The organism is Gilliamella apicola (assembly GCF_003202655.1).
Classification (GTDB): Bacteria; Pseudomonadota; Gammaproteobacteria; order Enterobacterales; family Orbaceae; genus Gilliamella; species Gilliamella apicola_R.
The window spans coordinates 171,867-188,519 of record NZ_QGLR01000009.1 but is presented as its reverse complement, the minus strand read 5'-3'; the positions used below and the strand labels follow the sequence as shown (position 1 = coordinate 188,519).

General features: G+C 35.1%; 21 protein-coding genes. 6 read left to right on the top strand and 15 right to left on the bottom strand.

The features are described 5' to 3' along the window. The first annotated feature begins 82 nt into the window (after window positions 1-82). Window positions 83-568 (top strand): thermonuclease family protein, encoded by a 486-nt coding sequence (locus DKK70_RS05630; protein WP_110433105.1) that lies wholly within the window; start codon window positions 83-85, stop codon window positions 566-568. Window positions 569-612: 44 nt separating this feature from the next. On the opposite strand, the gene DKK70_RS05625 is transcribed toward DKK70_RS05630, so the two are convergent. The 4 genes from DKK70_RS05625 to DKK70_RS05605 form a co-directional block, all read right to left on the bottom strand. Further along, complete coding sequence (locus DKK70_RS05625; protein WP_110433104.1) at window positions 613-891, bottom strand: DUF5339 domain-containing protein; 279 nt, start codon at window positions 889-891, stop codon at window positions 613-615. A gap of 156 nt (window positions 892-1,047) precedes the next feature. Further along, window positions 1,048-1,257: a transcription antiterminator/RNA stability regulator CspE gene (gene cspE, locus DKK70_RS05615; RefSeq protein ID WP_110433102.1), complete on the bottom strand. Its 210-nt coding sequence runs from the start codon at window positions 1,255-1,257 to the stop codon at window positions 1,048-1,050. 294 nt (window positions 1,258-1,551) lie between these two features. Next, the gene (gene proC / locus DKK70_RS05610; RefSeq protein WP_110433101.1) at window positions 1,552-2,361 is read right to left on the bottom strand and encodes a pyrroline-5-carboxylate reductase; all 810 of its coding nucleotides are present in this window, start codon (window positions 2,359-2,361) and stop codon (window positions 1,552-1,554) included. A gap of 113 nt (window positions 2,362-2,474) precedes the next feature. Further along, window positions 2,475-3,413, bottom strand: a complete 939-nt coding sequence (locus DKK70_RS05605; RefSeq protein ID WP_110433100.1) for a type IV pilus twitching motility protein PilT — start codon at window positions 3,411-3,413, stop codon at window positions 2,475-2,477. A gap of 36 nt (window positions 3,414-3,449) precedes the next feature. On the opposite strand from DKK70_RS05605, the gene DKK70_RS05600 reads away from it, so the two are divergent. After that, window positions 3,450-4,151: a YggS family pyridoxal phosphate-dependent enzyme gene (locus tag DKK70_RS05600; protein WP_110433099.1), complete on the top strand. Its 702-nt coding sequence runs from the start codon at window positions 3,450-3,452 to the stop codon at window positions 4,149-4,151. 36 nt (window positions 4,152-4,187) lie between these two features. After that, window positions 4,188-4,745 carry a YggT family protein gene (locus tag DKK70_RS05595; RefSeq protein ID WP_110433098.1) on the top strand — a complete coding sequence of 186 codons (558 nt, stop codon included), beginning with the start codon at window positions 4,188-4,190 and terminating at the stop codon, window positions 4,743-4,745. Between the two features lie 27 nt (window positions 4,746-4,772). On the opposite strand, the gene DKK70_RS05590 is transcribed toward DKK70_RS05595, so the two are convergent. The 4 genes from DKK70_RS05590 to corA all read right to left on the bottom strand — a co-directional run bounded on the left by DKK70_RS05590 (window position 4,773) and on the right by corA (window position 7,569). Continuing rightward, entirely contained in the window at window positions 4,773-5,195 is a 423-nt protein-coding gene (locus DKK70_RS05590; protein WP_110433097.1) for a YcgN family cysteine cluster protein, read from the bottom strand. Beyond that, window positions 5,192-5,437, bottom strand: a complete 246-nt coding sequence (locus tag DKK70_RS05585) for a YcgL domain-containing protein (RefSeq protein ID WP_258363915.1) — start codon at window positions 5,435-5,437, stop codon at window positions 5,192-5,194. The genes DKK70_RS05590 and DKK70_RS05585 overlap by 4 nt, the downstream gene beginning before the upstream one ends. A 25-nt stretch (window positions 5,438-5,462) precedes the next feature. Next, window positions 5,463-6,422, bottom strand: coding sequence for a glucokinase (locus DKK70_RS05580; RefSeq protein ID WP_110433095.1), 960 nt, complete (start codon window positions 6,420-6,422; stop codon window positions 5,463-5,465). 205 nt (window positions 6,423-6,627) lie between these two features. Then, window positions 6,628-7,569, bottom strand: coding sequence for a magnesium/cobalt transporter CorA (gene corA, locus DKK70_RS05575; protein WP_110433532.1), 942 nt, complete (start codon window positions 7,567-7,569; stop codon window positions 6,628-6,630). Between the two features lie 215 nt (window positions 7,570-7,784). Here corA and DKK70_RS05570 point away from each other — a divergent pair, with 215 nt between their 5' ends. Further along, a complete protein-coding gene (locus DKK70_RS05570) occupies window positions 7,785-8,312 on the top strand; it encodes a single-stranded DNA-binding protein (RefSeq protein WP_110433094.1) in 528 nt (175 codons plus the stop codon). 116 nt (window positions 8,313-8,428) lie between these two features. Here DKK70_RS05570 and DKK70_RS05565 read toward each other — a convergent pair whose 3' ends face one another. Then, the gene (locus DKK70_RS05565; RefSeq protein ID WP_110433093.1) at window positions 8,429-9,214 is read right to left on the bottom strand and encodes a helix-turn-helix domain-containing protein; all 786 of its coding nucleotides are present in this window, start codon (window positions 9,212-9,214) and stop codon (window positions 8,429-8,431) included. A 126-nt stretch (window positions 9,215-9,340) separates the two neighbouring features. On the opposite strand from DKK70_RS05565, the gene DKK70_RS05560 reads away from it, so the two are divergent. Both DKK70_RS05560 and DKK70_RS05555 read left to right on the top strand, forming a co-directional pair. Further along, window positions 9,341-10,237, top strand: a complete 897-nt coding sequence (locus DKK70_RS05560) for a DMT family transporter (protein ID WP_110433092.1) — start codon at window positions 9,341-9,343, stop codon at window positions 10,235-10,237. Between the two features lie 113 nt (window positions 10,238-10,350). Continuing rightward, the gene (locus DKK70_RS05555; RefSeq protein WP_110433091.1) at window positions 10,351-11,013 is read left to right on the top strand and encodes a MarC family NAAT transporter; all 663 of its coding nucleotides are present in this window, start codon (window positions 10,351-10,353) and stop codon (window positions 11,011-11,013) included. Window positions 11,014-11,077: 64 nt separating this feature from the next. On the opposite strand, the gene DKK70_RS05550 is transcribed toward DKK70_RS05555, so the two are convergent. The 6 genes from DKK70_RS05550 to ihfB all read right to left on the bottom strand — a co-directional run bounded on the left by DKK70_RS05550 (window position 11,078) and on the right by ihfB (window position 16,625). After that, the gene (locus DKK70_RS05550) at window positions 11,078-11,770 is read right to left on the bottom strand and encodes a DUF2461 domain-containing protein (RefSeq protein WP_110433090.1); all 693 of its coding nucleotides are present in this window, start codon (window positions 11,768-11,770) and stop codon (window positions 11,078-11,080) included. 3 nt (window positions 11,771-11,773) lie between these two features. After that, complete coding sequence (gene kdsB, locus DKK70_RS05545) at window positions 11,774-12,538, bottom strand: 3-deoxy-manno-octulosonate cytidylyltransferase (protein WP_110433089.1); 765 nt, start codon at window positions 12,536-12,538, stop codon at window positions 11,774-11,776. Window positions 12,539-12,567: 29 nt separating this feature from the next. Continuing rightward, on the bottom strand, window positions 12,568-12,747 hold the full coding sequence (locus DKK70_RS05540) for a Trm112 family protein (protein WP_110433088.1): 180 nt from the start codon (window positions 12,745-12,747) through the stop codon (window positions 12,568-12,570). Continuing rightward, window positions 12,744-13,757: a tetraacyldisaccharide 4'-kinase gene (gene lpxK, locus DKK70_RS05535; protein WP_110433087.1), complete on the bottom strand. Its 1,014-nt coding sequence runs from the start codon at window positions 13,755-13,757 to the stop codon at window positions 12,744-12,746. Before lpxK ends, DKK70_RS05540 begins: the two co-directional genes overlap by 4 nt. A gap of 63 nt (window positions 13,758-13,820) precedes the next feature. Further along, window positions 13,821-16,103 (bottom strand): DNA internalization-related competence protein ComEC/Rec2, encoded by a 2,283-nt coding sequence (locus tag DKK70_RS05530; RefSeq protein WP_181415924.1) that lies wholly within the window; start codon window positions 16,101-16,103, stop codon window positions 13,821-13,823. A gap of 231 nt (window positions 16,104-16,334) precedes the next feature. Beyond that, the gene (ihfB, locus tag DKK70_RS05525) at window positions 16,335-16,625 is read right to left on the bottom strand and encodes an integration host factor subunit beta (protein ID WP_086359459.1); all 291 of its coding nucleotides are present in this window, start codon (window positions 16,623-16,625) and stop codon (window positions 16,335-16,337) included. Window positions 16,626-16,653: the final 28 nt, after the last annotated feature.

Sequence of the window (16,653 nt, the reverse complement as noted above, 5' to 3'; positions counted from 1 at the left end):
ACTCCTTGCCCACTATTAGTTGAACACTGATAATTAGCAAGGAGTTTTTATATTCACCCTACTATTTTAAGAATTATCTACAATGCATTTTTTTAGAACATTTTTCCTTTCAATTGCCCTCTTCTTTATTGTAATTAACCAAGCACACGCTGACTTTAATGGTAAGGTTGTCAAAGTCATTGATGGCGATACAGTTGATATTTTAACGCCGAAAAAACAAAAAATTCGGGTTCGTTTGTTAGATATTGATGCTCCAGAAAGTCGACAAGCATATGGTAATGCTTCAAAAAAATACTTAGCGTCATTAATCGCCGGTAAAAGTGTTTTTGTCAAAGAAAATAAAAAAGATATCTATCAACGTACATTAGGCACAATTTTTCTAAATAAAATCAATGTTAATGCTAAAATGGTGGAAAGTGGCTATGCTTGGGCATATCGAGTTAAAGGTGTTGCAAAAAATAAAAATATGGTCAATCTAGAAGCAAAAGCTAAACAGAAGCAAAAAGGGTTATGGAAAGATAAATATCCAATTGCTCCTTGGGATTTTCGCAATCGTAACAAAAAATAACGATTAAACTAATCGTTATTTTTAGTCGTTATTTTTAGTCCTTATTATTTAGCTTTTAAAATAGCTTGGTATTGCTTTAAACCTACTATTGCTTGTTTACAGCCTTCTTCTTGGTTCTCTTTAGGCATAGCAGAAATTTGTTGTTTAGTTAATTTTAAATTTTGTTTAATCATTTCTGCTTGTTGTTTAGTCGCGACATCATTAGGAATGTTATTAACTAAACTATCAACCTGTTGAAAAAAAACTTTACAAGATGCCGATAAATCCGCCATCGCGACAGAAGATAAACCTAATAGAATGATAGACAAGGCCATTTTTTTCATTATTGCTTTCCTTAAAAGTATAAATTTTGGTAATTTAAAACTAGTCTATAACTTAGACACTAAGAGAAATGATATAAAATTGGAGGTGAAAAGTCTATTAATAAAGGAGGAAACATCTTATCAGCAATTAAATACTGATAAGATAATAGTAATCATTTAGATGATTGCAACTTCAACCGCAGCTGGACCACGAGGACTATCTTGGATAGCGAATTCAACTTGTTGACCTTCGCCTAGAGTTTTAAAGCCATTACCAGTGATTGCAGAGAAATGAACGAACACATCTTTACTGCCATCAGCCGGTGAAATAAAACCAAAACCTTTACTTTCATTGAACCATTTAACTTGACCAGTTTTTTTAGACATAATAATCTTCCTATAAATAAATTAATCTTCGCCGACAAGGGCGATACTATAGAACATAAAACCTAGACTACTTATTAACAAAGAGAAGAGAAGACTGAAGAAAACTAATACAAATGTGAAAAAAGTAAACTACAAACTGCATGAATCTAAATGTTACAAAATATATCTGCATGTAATATGCTGGCGACTATTAACTCATAAATGGCTGATAAACACAAGCAATGTTTTTACTTAATTTTAGAATTAAATTTAAATGAACAATAACTAATTGTTATTGTTCATATTTAATAATCATTATTTTTCTGATAAATCTTTAGATTTTTTAATTGCCGCCTCTACAGCATCAAGAATAGCGGCCCTAAACCCTTTTTCCTCAAGCATTTGCACGCCTTCAATTGTCGTACCAGCTGGGGAACAGACCATATCTTTTAATTCACCCGGATGTTTACCCGTCTCCAGCAATAATTTAGCTGACCCCAATACCGCTTGCGCGGCAAATTTGTAAGCTTGTTTTCTAGCTAAACCACCTTTAACGGCTCCATCAGCCAGAGCTTCAATAAACATAAACACAAAAGCCGGAGAAGAGCCACTAGCCCCCACAACAGCATCAATTAAATACTCTGGTACAATCTCTGTTGCGCCAATACAATTTAATAAGCTTTCAACAATAGTTAACTCTTCATCCGTAACTTCAGTATTTGGTGTTATTGAGCACATTGCAGCATTAACTAATGCCGGGGTATTTGGCATAACTCTGACTATCTTTTGTTCATAGCCCACACATTTGGCAATAGTTTTAATGGTTACACCTGCCGCAATCGAGATAACAATCGTATTCTTTTTTAACTCTTTTTGAATATCGTTTAATACATCTACAATAATGTTTGGCTTAACAGCGATAAAAACAATATCTGATTCTCGAGCAACATCTCTTGCGGATTCTAAATTATTTATGGAGTAAGATTGATTGAGTGCTTGGCCTTTGTCAAGTTGAGGATCATAAACGTAAATCTGCGTTCCAGGCACAATATTACTTGCCAAAATACCTTGTAATATGGCGTTGCCCATATTACCTATACCGATAAAACCTATACGCTGTTCCATTTGTTTATCCCTTTATAAATAAAATACGCTAAAGATTATAGAATAAATTTTAAAATAAAACTTAAAAATTTATTTAGCTTGGCAAGCAGTGATTTTTCACGATACGTTATAAATTAATTAGCCATCAGTTGCATACCATATTGTTTTCCTGTTTGCATTATGGATAATATTTGCTTGGTTTTGCCTTCACTAATTAAATTACTGACAGCAGAAGTGTTGATTAGAACTTCATATATCGCTTTACGACTTTCATTATAAGGAACCAATTTTTGACAAATGATGGCTTTTAAACTATTTGAGAGTTGGTTACGAATTACCGCTCGAGAGCCCTCATCAAATAGATCAATAATACGATTAATAGTTTGTATGGCTGAACTGGTATGTAATGTAGCCAGAACTAAATGCCCGGTTTCAGCAATGGTTAATGCCGCTTGGATGGTGTGTTGGTTACGTAATTCACCTAGTAGAATAATATCTGGATCTTGTCTTAATATGCTGTCAATTGCATTGCCAAAGTGAGTAAGTTCTCGTTGTTGGATAAGTGATTTATCGTTTTGATAAATGAACTCTATAGGATCTTCTAAGGTGATAATGTGTTTAGCTTGGGTTTGATTGATATGTTGAATTAAGGCTGCTAAAGTTGTCGATTTACCGCTACCTGTTGCACCCGTCACTAAAATAATGCCTGATTCTGCTTTTGCGAGTTCATTTAATACGTTGGGAGCCTCAATCTCAGTTAAGCTGGGGATCTGTTGTTTGATTATTCGAAATATTGCTGAAATACCGCGTTGTTGATAAAAAATATTTACACGAAAACGACCAACATTCTCAACATGATATGCAAAATCAATCTGCTGATGCTGTTGCAATATTGCTTTTTGCTCCATATTTAATAGATTAAATAAATCAATTTTAAGTTTCTGGGGTAATAATTTATCCGCGGAGAGGCGTTTTAGGTCACCATTAACGCGAATACAAGGTTTTTCGCCACTTGAAAGATGCAAATCAGAAGCTTTTTGCGTTACACTAAAAGCCAACATTGAATTTATCATTTTAGGTCACTATCCATTTTTTTATTGGGAATTAATATGAATACAGTACATGACAATTTAATTACGATTAAAAATGAAATACACAAAATTGCTTTAGATTGCGATCGAGATCCCAATACAATTGAGCTTATTGCAGTTAGTAAAACCAAACCGGTAACCTTAATCGCTCAGGCAATTGAAGCTGGTCAATTATCTTTTGGTGAAAATTATGTTCAAGAAGGTGTTGAGAAGATTGCCTACTTTAAACAAAATATGCCTGATACCCCGATTACTTGGCATTTTATCGGCCCGCTACAATCAAACAAAAGCAGATTAGTGGCCGAAAATTTTGATTGGATGCATACCATTGACCGTTTTAAAATTGCCCAACGTCTGGATGCACAGCGCCCAGCGAATATGGATAAATTAAATGTGCTTATTCAGGTAAATATTAGCAATGAAGAAAGTAAATCGGGAGTTCAAGCAGATGAAGTCGTTGATTTGATAGACCAGATTATTACATTACCCAATTTACGGCTACGCGGCCTAATGGCGATTCCTGAAATAGAAAATGATTTTGCCAAACAACTTGAGGTATTCAAGCGGATGTCTGAGCTATTAGCATCGTTGAAAACAGATTATCCTTTTTTAGATACACTATCAATGGGCATGTCAGGTGATATGCCTGCAGCTATTGTTGCAGGTAGCACAATGGTTCGTATTGGTAGCGCGATTTTTGGTGCACGGCAATATGTGTGATATATTGCCAAGTATATTTTATTTCAGGAGTATCAAATGATTTCGTTAATCTTCTTAGGAAGAGCTATTTTTACTATTAGCTTGTACGTACTGATTCTTCGTTTGTGGATGCAGCATGCGAGGGTAAATTTTCATAATCCTTTTACCCAATTTATTGTACGTATTACCCAACCGATTATTGGTCCAATGCGAAGAGTAATTCCTTCTATTAGGCGTATCGATACCGCAACTTGGATGCTGTTTTATGGAGTAGCTTTACTTAAAATTATCTTTATTTCCCGTTTTCAGCTAATTAATGCACCACTGTTTACCCCTTATTACCTGCTATTCGCTTTGGCTGCAATGGTGCATGCCATCGGGCATCTAATATTTTGGTTACTATTATTTAGAGCGATTTTAAGCTGGGTTAGCCGGGGACAATCGGTTACTGATGAATTACTTGCGCAATTAACTGAGCCACTTATTGCACCGATTCGCCGTATCGTACCACCAATAGGTATGATTGATATTTCATTTATGATTTTTGTTTTTATATTGATGTTTCTAAATTTACTAGCTATCGATTTTCTTGGCAATTTGTGGTTAATGTTATAAAACATAAAAGAGAGCCTAGACTCTCTTTTAAATAATATGATCTTCCCAACAAATGACATCTTTTTCATAAACAATTCGGTTTTTAACCGATATTTTCAATTTATGCATCATTTTTTTATTACCAACTATTAATGGGTGCCATTCGGGTAATTGTCCTGTATCTGAAAAATAACGATAAGTGCAAGTCAATGGTAACCATTCAATTGTTAGTAAATTTTCACGGGTTAACTTGATACAATCAGGCTCATAATCAAAACGATTATGATAATGTCGGCATTGGCAGGTATTTGAATCGAGTAAATTACACGCCACATTGGTATAGAGGATTTCGTCGGTATCTTCATCCATTAATTTATTTAGGCAACATTGACCACAACCATCACAGAGTTGTTCCCACTCGTCATCGCTCATTTGATCTAACGTTTTATATTCCCAAAATGGTTCAATCATACTTTAAAATCATCTTCTTTTAACATTTGTAAGAAAAATCCATCCGCTTTTATCTTCTCCTCTATTTCCTGTGCGGTTCCGACAACAAAACGTCGTTTACCGTCAAGCAATACTTTCATCACAAAAGCTGGTGTACCAAAAATTTTCATGATTTTTTCCGGAATATGGGAGAAGTCGTTCTCTTGCTCCATGTAAAGATAACAATTTTCTTTTTTGGTACTTCTATAAATATAACACCACATCATAAAATTAAATTTTACTCCTCAATTATTTCAGGCTATTTTGTAAATAAACACCTGCACCAAATAACCCCGGATCTTTATGAATAATCACATAAACAGGAATTTTTTTAACTAAAAAAGACATTCGTCCTTTATATTCAAATGCTTCTCTAAATGGTGATGATTTAAAGAATTCAATAAATCTAGGTACAATGCCACCAGCAATATACACACCACCTTGAGTATTAAGCGTCAACGCTAAATTGCCACCAAATCGCCCCATAAAAGTACAAAAATGCGTTAAAGTTGCTAAACAGATCGGACAGCTATTTGATAATGCTTTATTGACAATAATATCTGGCGTGATCTCTTCAATTGGTTGATTGTTGATCTGTAATAATGCTTGATAAATATTAACAATACCATTACCCGATAAAAATCGTTCGCAAGAGACTCGACCAAATTTTTTACGTAATTGGGCTAAAATTCGATCTTCTTCTTCATTAACCATAGGTAGTTCGGTATGGCCACCTTCACCGGATAAACTGATCCAGTTTTCGTTGACTTTTACTAAATGAGAAACGCCTAAACCAGTTCCAGCACCATAAATTGCAATTGGATAATTGAGATTAGGTTCTTCACCCCCAATTTTAATGACATCGTTCGCTGATAGTCGAGGGATAGATGTTGAAACTGCCGTAAAGTCATTAATGACTTCTAATTTAGTTAACTTAAGCTCTTTAATCAGTTCAGAACGAGAAAATGATAAATTATTATTGGTCATTTCAATCAGATCACCCTCATCGATTGGGCAAGCTATAGCAATGCAAGCCATATCAACAGTTTCTGATTGTGAGTTTAAGTAGGATTTAATTAATTCGAGTAATACATCATCTTTTGATATGAGAACTTTAGTTATTGCAGATAATTCATTAGTGACTAAATCATAAAGTGCAAAACGGGCATTGGTTCCACCAATGTCGGTAACTAGTGCATATTGACTCATGTTATTCCCTTTTTTAAAAAATAAAATCTTTCTATATGAACTTTAGTTCAATAAATATTCAAACAACATTAGTAATATTATGGACTATTTGAAATGATTTAACTAGTTTGCTTTAAATGAATTTGCTTGCCCAATTACCGCTAACTAAAGGCTAGCGGATAATATTTGAAGTGTTGAACGACAAACTATCAACTACAACCATCAACTACAACCATTTTTTGAGTTTGAAGTAAATATAAGGTGCAACACCAGCTAGTAACATCAACAATAAGGATAAAGGATAGCCATATTCCCATTTCAGCTCAGGCATGTGTTCAAAGTTCATACCATACGCTGACGCCACCACTGTAGGCGGTAAAAATACCACTGAGACAACCGAGAAAATCTTAATGATTCTGCTTTGCTCTATATTGATAAAACTAGTAGCCGCTTGCATTAAAAAGTTAACTTTTTGGAATAGTGACTCATTATGTGGCACCAATGATTCAATATCTCGAATAACTTCACGCGCCTGCTCTAATTGTTCAACCGGCATCTTTGCACGACGAACTAAATAGTTGACCGCACGTTGACTATCCATTAAACAAAGACGCACTTTCCAAGCCGTATCTTCAAGTTCAGCTAAGGAAGTAATCGCTTCATCATAATGCTCCTGAGAAGAGCGATCCATAATTATCAAACTTAACTCTTCAAGCTCACTATAAATATTTTCGATTTGATCGGCTAACTGTTCAACTTTGACTTCAAATAAATCTAATAAAACTTCATAAGGATTTCCATCGTTCATCCCCTGATAACGAGAGCGCATTCTGTATAGACGAAATGCTGGTAAATCGCGTTCACGCAGGGTGAATAAACGCCCATTGTGCACAGTAAAAGCGACAGTTGAGTTACCAGCTCGGTCTTCAGCATCTTCATAAAAAAAGAAGGAGTGAACATGTAGTCCTTCATTATCTTCGAAAAAACGAGCTGATGCCTCAATATCATCTAATTCAATACTTGTTGCTAAATTCTGACCTAAGTTTGTCAGAATGAATTCACGATCCGCTTCTTCTGGTTCAATCAAGTCAATCCAGGTCGCATTCTTAATATCGCCTTCATTAATTTTCACTAATTGTTTGTTCTTCAGTCCAAACGCATTAATCATAAGGCCTCCAGCAGGAAAAATGTTTAAGATATAACATCTACAAATGGTTGGCATTATACTCGTTATAGGCAAAAATTCCTATGTCTAAGCCAATCTTTCTCTATTTTAATAATTTGGATACAAAGTTCCAATTTTGGATTAAATTCGATGATGTTATTGCTGTCTCATGTTACAATAGTCCAATTATATATCTATGCAATTGTTAGGAGTCTATAATGGCAAACCGAGGAATTAATAAAGTCATTTTAGTTGGTAATTTAGGTCAAGATCCAGAAATTCGTTACATGCCAAATGGTAACGCTGTTGCAAATTTTAGTGTTGCAACATCAGAAAGTTGGAAAGATAAACAAACTGGAGAGAACCGCGATAAAACTGAATGGCATCGAATTGTCGTATTTGGTAAATTAGCTGAGATTACAGGTGAATACATTAAAAAAGGTACACTTGTTTATATTGAAGGACAATTACAAACTCGTAAGTGGCAGGATCAATCAGGCCAAGATCGTTATACGACTGAAGTTGTTATCAACCCTATTGGTGGTACATTACAAATTTTAGGAAGCCGCTCTGGTGGCGATGCTTACACTGAAGGTTCAAAAAGTTGGGGACAAAGTGCCAATAATACCTCCTCGGCACCGGCTATGCCTGCCACTCAACGTGCTTCATCAGCTAACCAAACACCAGCAAGTCAACCAACTATGCCTGAACCACCAATGGATTTCGATGACGACATTCCATTTTAATGGCTATTTATTCAATTCTATATTATATAGGCGTATTAATTACGCCTTTTTCAATTCATATTCTTACAATGCATATTCTTACAATACTTATCTAAAATAACGACAACTTATTGCGTTTAACTTTTTTTAAAACCGGTGTTAGAACGGTAAAGATCAGGTGTAACCCCTGAGATATTTTTAAACATAGTAATAAAAGCGGATACTGAAGTATAACCCACCGAAAAAGCGATATCTTGTATCGATTTACCTTGTTCTAGAAGGGAGATACTATATAAAAATCTTAACCGTTGGCGCCACAGCCTAAATGACATACCTAATTCTTGTTGGCAACGTCGCGCAAGGGTTCGTTCGGTGGTAAATACAGTCTGAGCCCACTGTTCAAGAGTCTTATTATTAGCCGGATTTAATTCTAACTCTTTTAAAATAGGGGCTAAATATTTATCGTTAGAACTTGGCAAATAGAGAGTAAGGTTAGATTCCACTAAGAGCTGATCGATTAACACTTGTGCTAAACGCAGATCTTGTTCACTCTCTGGCTCCAGAATGTTTCGCTCAAAGAAAGAATCGATAATAGCATGGCTGATTTTATTTAAACCAAACAAGCAGGTGTAATTAGGCATAACTTGACAATCAGTAATATTAATTGTCCGAAACCTTGTTAATTGTTGGTTGTAACATGCGTGTTCAGTATATGGCGGGATCCATAATGCAAATCCTGAAGGAGCCAAATATCTTTGTCCTTGAACGTTTAAGACAAAAATACCTGATTTGACGCAGATAATTTGCCCCCAATTATGCTGATGAGAAGAATATTCAGTATCTGCATTAAATGCTTCATCATGAAGGAACATAAATCTTTTAGATTGCTTATCATTTAAATTCGTTTGAAATTTTAAATTCATGGTAATTAGATAGTATTAAGATTGTCTTATAATAGCTCTTTTTGTCTGATTCTAGTGATGTTTATAAATTAAGACAAGTTAAACTACAGCGAATTATTTATTACTATTGTTTACATAAGAAAATATATGGCTTATTTATACCCATTGATGGCAGTATTAATTTGGGCTGGCAATCAAGTTGTCAATAAATTATCGGTCGGTGCAATTGAACCTGAGGTTATCTCTTTTTACCGTTGGCTTTTGGCACTTATTTTATTAACCCCATTTTTTTTAAAAGGAATTATTAAGAACTTACGGCAAATCTATCCTCAAGTTCTAAAATTGATGGTGCTTAGCTTACTTGGTATGGCTTTATATCAATGCCTTGCTTATTATGCCGCAGCAACAATTAGTGTGTTAACGATGGGGATTATTATGTCTATTATTCCTTTGTTAACTATCCTATTAAGTATATTCATTTTAAAAACACCACCCACTCAAGGGGTGTTAATTGGCAGTATTTTATCTTTTATTGGTTTAATCTGGCTGATTAGTGGTGGTGAGCCAACTAGACTGCTCGAACTTGGAATTGGTAAAGGTGAGATTTTAATGTTAACGGCAGCCTTGTCTTATGCGCTTTATGGGGTATTAACCAAAAAATGGACAATGAAAATCACAAATTGGCACTCAGTCTATGTTCAAATTTTATTTGGTACATTAATGTTATTGCCCGGCTTTTTAATGAGTAATGATTTAACTATAAATTCTGACAATGTTTGGCTGGTACTTTATGCGGGTATTCCGGCTTCAATCATTGCGCCATTTGTTTGGATTATAGCGATAAAAAAATTGGGTGCCAATAAAACCGCCCTTTTCTTAAATTTAACCCCGGTTATCACTGCTATAATCTCAATACTATTTTTGCATGAAACACTGTGTAGTTACCATTTAATTGGCGGTGGTATGTCATTTATCGGCGTAATATTGGCACAAAACTTAAAAACACCGTTGTTTAAAATGAAAGCTTCAGATAAAGATGCATAACTAACCACTATTGCGCTAATATTTATTTAGTTTTAACCTAACAGTTAATGTATCTTTTTTATATATTTCATATATACTTAATTAAAACTACTGTGATAATTTAGATTTGATATATGTTAGAACTTATACAAACTGTCGGGTTTGGTTTAATCTTGTTTATACCATTAACTAATCCTTTGACTACGGTTGTACTGTTATTAGGTCTATCAGGCGATATGACCAATGAAGAGCGTAATTACCAGTCAAAAATGACCTGTATTTATGTTTTTATCATTATGATTGTCTCATTTTATTGCGGACAGTTAGTCATGAGTACCTTCGGTATTTCGATTCCTGGATTACGTATCGCTGGCGGAATGATTGTTGGTACTATCGGTTTTAGAATGTTATTTCCACAACAACCTTCGCACAAAACCCTAGAAGCGGATGAGAAAAAGAAAGAAATATCAAATAATATCGCGTTTGTGCCACTCGCTATGCCCAGCACCGCCGGTCCGGGTACCATTGCGATGATCATCAGTATGGCTTCAACCGTAAAAAGTGGTGGATATAACGTATCAACTTGGGTGGTTTATACATCATCAATCCTTGTCCCGTTATTATTATGTATTATTTTATGGTTCTGTATGCGTAGCGCAGGTAGTATTATGCGCTTTATGGGGAAAAGTGGCATTGAAGCCACTTCTAGAATTATGGGATTTTTATTGGTTTGTGTCGGCACCCAGTTTGTAATAAATGGCGTTAAAGAGTTAGTTTTAAACTTTCCAAATATTTAAAAAAATTTTTTCTAGTCTAAGTTTTTAATATATGTTTTACCCATGATTTTTAACTCTATTATCATTACAATTTGGGAATATTTTTTATCATTTCGACCCGCATTAAATAATCATATAGTGGTACCAATTGTTTAAAACCTTTAGCAAGTATATCCGGTAAATCGCCGGTTAAGACATCTTCAATATGCTGATTGGTTACCATCACAGCAAGATTTTTTCGATTGTACCATGTCGATATTTTTTCATCTTGTTCTTTGATTAATGGTCTTTTATAACTCTCGCCAACTAATTCAAATGGCTTTTTCACACAACGAATTACTTTCAGGAATTTCTCGCTATCGTTTAATATTTCTTCTCGAAAGATATCCATAGTCTGTTTGGAGGCACAATAATAACCCAATCCATAGCAATAGCTATCAGGACTAATTTCAAAAAAATAGGCTGGTGCTTCTTGCCAATCACGATTAGGGCGTTTAAAAGTCAACCACAAGCGACTACGATACAATGATTTATCTTTCGAAAATCGGGTGTCACGATGAATGCGCGATATAGTTTTACCGATTGCTGGACGTGTCTCTAACCACTCATCAATTTTAAGCATGGTTGGTGTTAACTGTTCGACTAATAACCTAAAAGGTTTGATCAAATCATTATCATAAATAGCGCGATGCTCATCAAACCAAACCTTACTATTATTAATCCAGGCATCTTGTAAAAAATTTAAGCCTGCTTGAGTAAAACCAGTAAAATTTGCCATCCTCTACTCCTTAAATAATGCTCTTACTTTTTGTAAATCTTCTTGGGTATCAACACCAATTGCTGGAGGTTGTTTGGCCACCGCAACATGAATTTTTTCGCCATACCATAGCACTCGCAATTGTTCTAACATCTCAATTTGCTCTAAAGCTGAAGGTGTCCATTGAATATATTGTCGAATGAAACCAGCTCGATATGCATAGATCCCAATATGCCGTAAATAGAAATCGCCAATTTCATCTATCTTGCCCTGTTCATTTAATTTCGCAAAACGATCACGCTCCCAAGGAATAGTCGCCCTTGAAAAGTATAGTGCATAACCATCTTTATCCATTACTACTTTTACAGCTCCGGTATTAAACGCCTCTTCAATGCTGTTAATTGGTACTGCTAAAGTTGCCATGCCGGTTTTATAATTCACTAAGTTCTCAGCAACTTGATCGATAATAATTGGCGGAATTAATGGCTCATCACCTTGAACATTAACTATCACTTCATCATCTGCAAATTTATAAGTATCAATGACTTCTGCCAATCGTTCTGTACCTGAATTATGCTTATCGCTAGTGAGTATTACCTCACCGCCGTAGCTTTTCACAATATCAAAAACTTGTTGATGATCAGTTGCAATGATTACTCGATTAGCCGACGACTTTTGTGCTTGTTCCATAACCCGAATTATCATTGGTTTGCCGTGAATATCAGCAAGTGGTTTTCCTGGTAGACGACTTGAAGCATATCTTGCAGGAATAATTACCGTAAAACTCATAAAATTACCTCTAAACTTTGTCTATTCTTTTAATCACTATTAGATTGATTTAATGGCTTTGCCTCACTGGCTAATAACACCGGAATACCATCTTTAATCGGGTAAGCCAACTGATCTTTTTGACAATTTAATTGTTGATGTTGCTTATCATATTCCAATTGACCATGACATTTAGGACAGGCAATAGCAGTTAATAGAAGCTGTTTCATTTTTTTTCTCTTTGTGATTTTTTTTCTTTAAATAGGGAGTAAATCTTCTCAATGGCTTGATCTGGTATTGTCGCATCAATCGGTAAATACCACCAGTTAGCTAACGCAAATTCCCGACATTTTACTGCATCTTTTTCAGTCATTAAGAGAGTTTGATTATTGCCAACCACTTTCTCTAATAACGGCAAACTAAAATTTTGATGATCAGCAAAAGATTCGGTATGCAGCAAATCTGCTTTCATTGCGATTAACATATCAAAGAAACGCTTTGGATTACTGATACCAGCGATAGCACAAATATGACGTAAGGCCGATAATTCACATTGCTGATTGGTAGCAAGGTTGACTACATGACCGGGGGTTAATTGCATGGTGTAAGTTTTATCTGGATATTGATTGACTAAATCCCGCGAACTGTCACCATTGATAATGATTAAATCAACCGATTTTAAACGACTACTTCTTTCTCGCATTGGTCCAGCGGGTATCCACCAACCATTGCCAAATTGGCGCTTACCATCGACTACCACAATTTCAATATCACGCGCCAAAGCGTAATGTTGTAAACCATCATCGGTTAAGATCACATCTAATTGATGTGAATCTAATAATGCTTTTACTGCATCAACCCGTTTTGGTGCAACAGCAACTGGGACATGTGTTCGTTGATAAATTAACACGGGTTCATCACCGGCTTGCTTGGTGCTAGTATTTTCATCTAAGAGCAACGGATAGTGATCGGCCTTTCCGCCATAACCGCGTGAAACAAGTCCGACTTTTAACCCTTTAGCCTTCAACGCTTCAATTAGACTAATCGCTAGTGGTGTTTTACCATTACCACCCGCCGATAAATTTCCAATGACAATAATCGGTACTGGAGATTGCCATGATTTAAAAATACCTAGTTTATATAGCAGACGGCGAAAAAAAGCAATCAACCCATATAACAATGAAAAGGGCAACAGCAACCAAAATGATCTATTCTTACCATACCATAGTTTTTCAATCATAATCTCGCTCGTTAATCTTTATCATCTTATACCCATATATAATCGCACTGTAGTTGGGTTATTTTACTCATAAAACGGTAAACTACCAAACCAATCATGATACCATCTTGGATAAAGATCGTGGCGCATGGTTTTTTGTTGCCATGATGTAGGATAAAAAAATAGACTTATCTGCCCCTCTTTTGCCGTAACATAGTAATTAATATCTAGCTCTTTATAGCGATCAGTGATTTTATTGGCAGGAAGGTGCCACGGGTTATAGCGTGAAGTTGAAGTTAAGGCATTAACTGGATTAACGTAGGTTATAAATGGATAACTCGATGAAGTATTACTACCATGATGCGGAGTCTGTAATATAGTTGAGGATAGTGCTTGCTTATGTTGTAACACTAAATCATACTCTTGCTTGCGTTCCAAATCGCCAGTTAACAATACTGAAAATCGACCATCAGTAATCTGAATTACACATGAATCGGCATTATCGGGGTTATTGACTAATTTCGTTGGCCATAACACTTTAAATTGCAAATTTTTCCAATACAAATAACGATTAGCTAGACAATCATAATTATTTTGCAAACTTGAAGATGAGCTCATAAGCCAAGCATTAGGATAACGTTGTTGTAAATAGCTTAATCCCCCAATATGATCATTGTGGCTATGGCTGATAATAATCCCCTCAACTTGCAGATTATGCCATAGCAGAAAAGGTATAATCACTTGTTCTGCCGCTGAGTTATTTACCCATTTGGCACCGGTATCGTATAAAACAGCTGATTGACCATTGTGGATCACAATGGCCAGACCATGGCCTACATCCAACATATCCATACGCCATAAATATTCAGGTTGTTTATAAAATGGTGAAAGAGCAATAACTAAAATACTCAAAAGAGTAAAACTAAAGCGTCGCCAAACAGCTGTTCTTATTACTATTAATGTTAACCAGCCGAATAAACTGAGAAAGTAAAAATCCATTGAGATATTTAGCCACATAAGATTTAAATAATCTAAGCAATAAAACAACCATTCAAGTGAAGTTTGAGCAATGAACCATAACCACAAGGTAATATAAAAGCAGTTTGTTAAACTAAATAATAGTGCTAATAAAATTGATGGAAAAGTAATTATACAGATAATAGGGATGGCAATTAAGTTACTAACTAATGAAACAGCACTGATGCCATGAAAGACATATAATTGGATAGGTAGTAATAATAGCGTCAAACCAAATTGTAAATGTAATAACCGAATTAGATACCAGCGTTTTTTACTTTTTACTGTTTTAGGTAGCGGTAGCCAATCAAACAAGAAAATTAAGCTGATGACAGCATAACAAGACAACCAAAAACTTTCTGACAGTATCATTAACGGATCAATAATTAACAGTAACGCAATGATACGATTAATTTTTTGCCAAGCACTTATCTGATTATTTTTATAACGTAAATATATCCACATCGATAAAGCCAAAATGGCGCGAAGCGCTGGTGGATTAAATCCGGTTAACCAAGTGTAACTTAGACTAACTAACCATCCGATGATGATGGGTAGTAAAAAGTAGTTAAAGCGCTGCGGCAAACAAAAAACTAACCCTTTGGTTAATATATAGCTAATAGAGAAGACTAATAGAATATGCATTCCGGAGATCGCCATTAAATGAGCAACACCAGTTTGCATCATAATTATTCGATGATTCATTTCCATTTGCGAACGATCACCAAAACCTAGCGCTAATAAAATATCGCGATAACTGAATAAATCTATATAGAATAGACATTTATCGACTATAATTTGTCGAAGAGCGGTCTTATCTGTGAGTAGAACTGCTTTGCTAACTTTAGCTTTTAATATTGATTTATTTGCTATAGCAAAACGTTGATTATCAAATCCACCTTCATTTAAATAGCTATGCACAGCTTTAGTTTTTATGGTTAATTGCCAAATTTGGCCGGCTTTAATTAATTCCGGTTGATCCCAATAGATTGCCACCGGTATTGGCGACAACAAAGGTTGTTCGGTAATACTGATAATTGAAAATTTGACATAATGGGGATTAATGGGATCAGTTTTGAACTGCGAAGAAATTTGCGTATTAATACCTTCAACTTTCGCAGTAACCGCTAATGTTTGATCAATATACGGCTCAATTGAACTAAGATAATGCTTTGCTGTAGCTGTCGACCAAACAAAGCTTAGTGCAAACATCGCAACGACAATAAAATAACCCTTAAATTTTACCGCGAAAATAATGGCAATCGAAGCTACAGTAAACCAACATATATCACTCGGTAACCATGGCAAAAACATTAATGGCAAGCATCCTAATGAAACAGCTATTGCCATCAAATCTATTGAACAACCATGTCGCATTAACGTCTACATCTACCATTAACTATATGGTCAATCTAGCATAGATAGATTTTTTACAACTTAATTTAGCGCTAATTTTAGAGCTCTATTCCAATTTAAAAATTATCCTTTCATTTTTATTTGAAAAATTGATTTATAAAATCATCACCAACAAAAAAGCCTTTGAATTTACTCAAAGGCTTTTTGGTTATAACTAAATTTAAATTAAGCTTTAGCCGCATTATTTACGCGTTCACGTAGCTCTTTCCCTGGTTTGAAGTGAGGAATATATTTGTGTTTAACTTCAACATTCCCACCTGTTCTAGGATTTCTTGCTTTACGTGGCGCACGATAATTTAAGCTGAAACTACCAAATCCGCGAATTTCAACACGATCGTTACTTTCCATCGCTAATGCGATTTGCTCAATAATATCTCTAACAGCATCATCTACTAGTTGCACTGGAAGGTGTGCCCGCCAGTTGACTATTTTTTCTGCTAAATCGGATCTGTTCATGGTCACTCCTAATTTAATTTACGTAGTA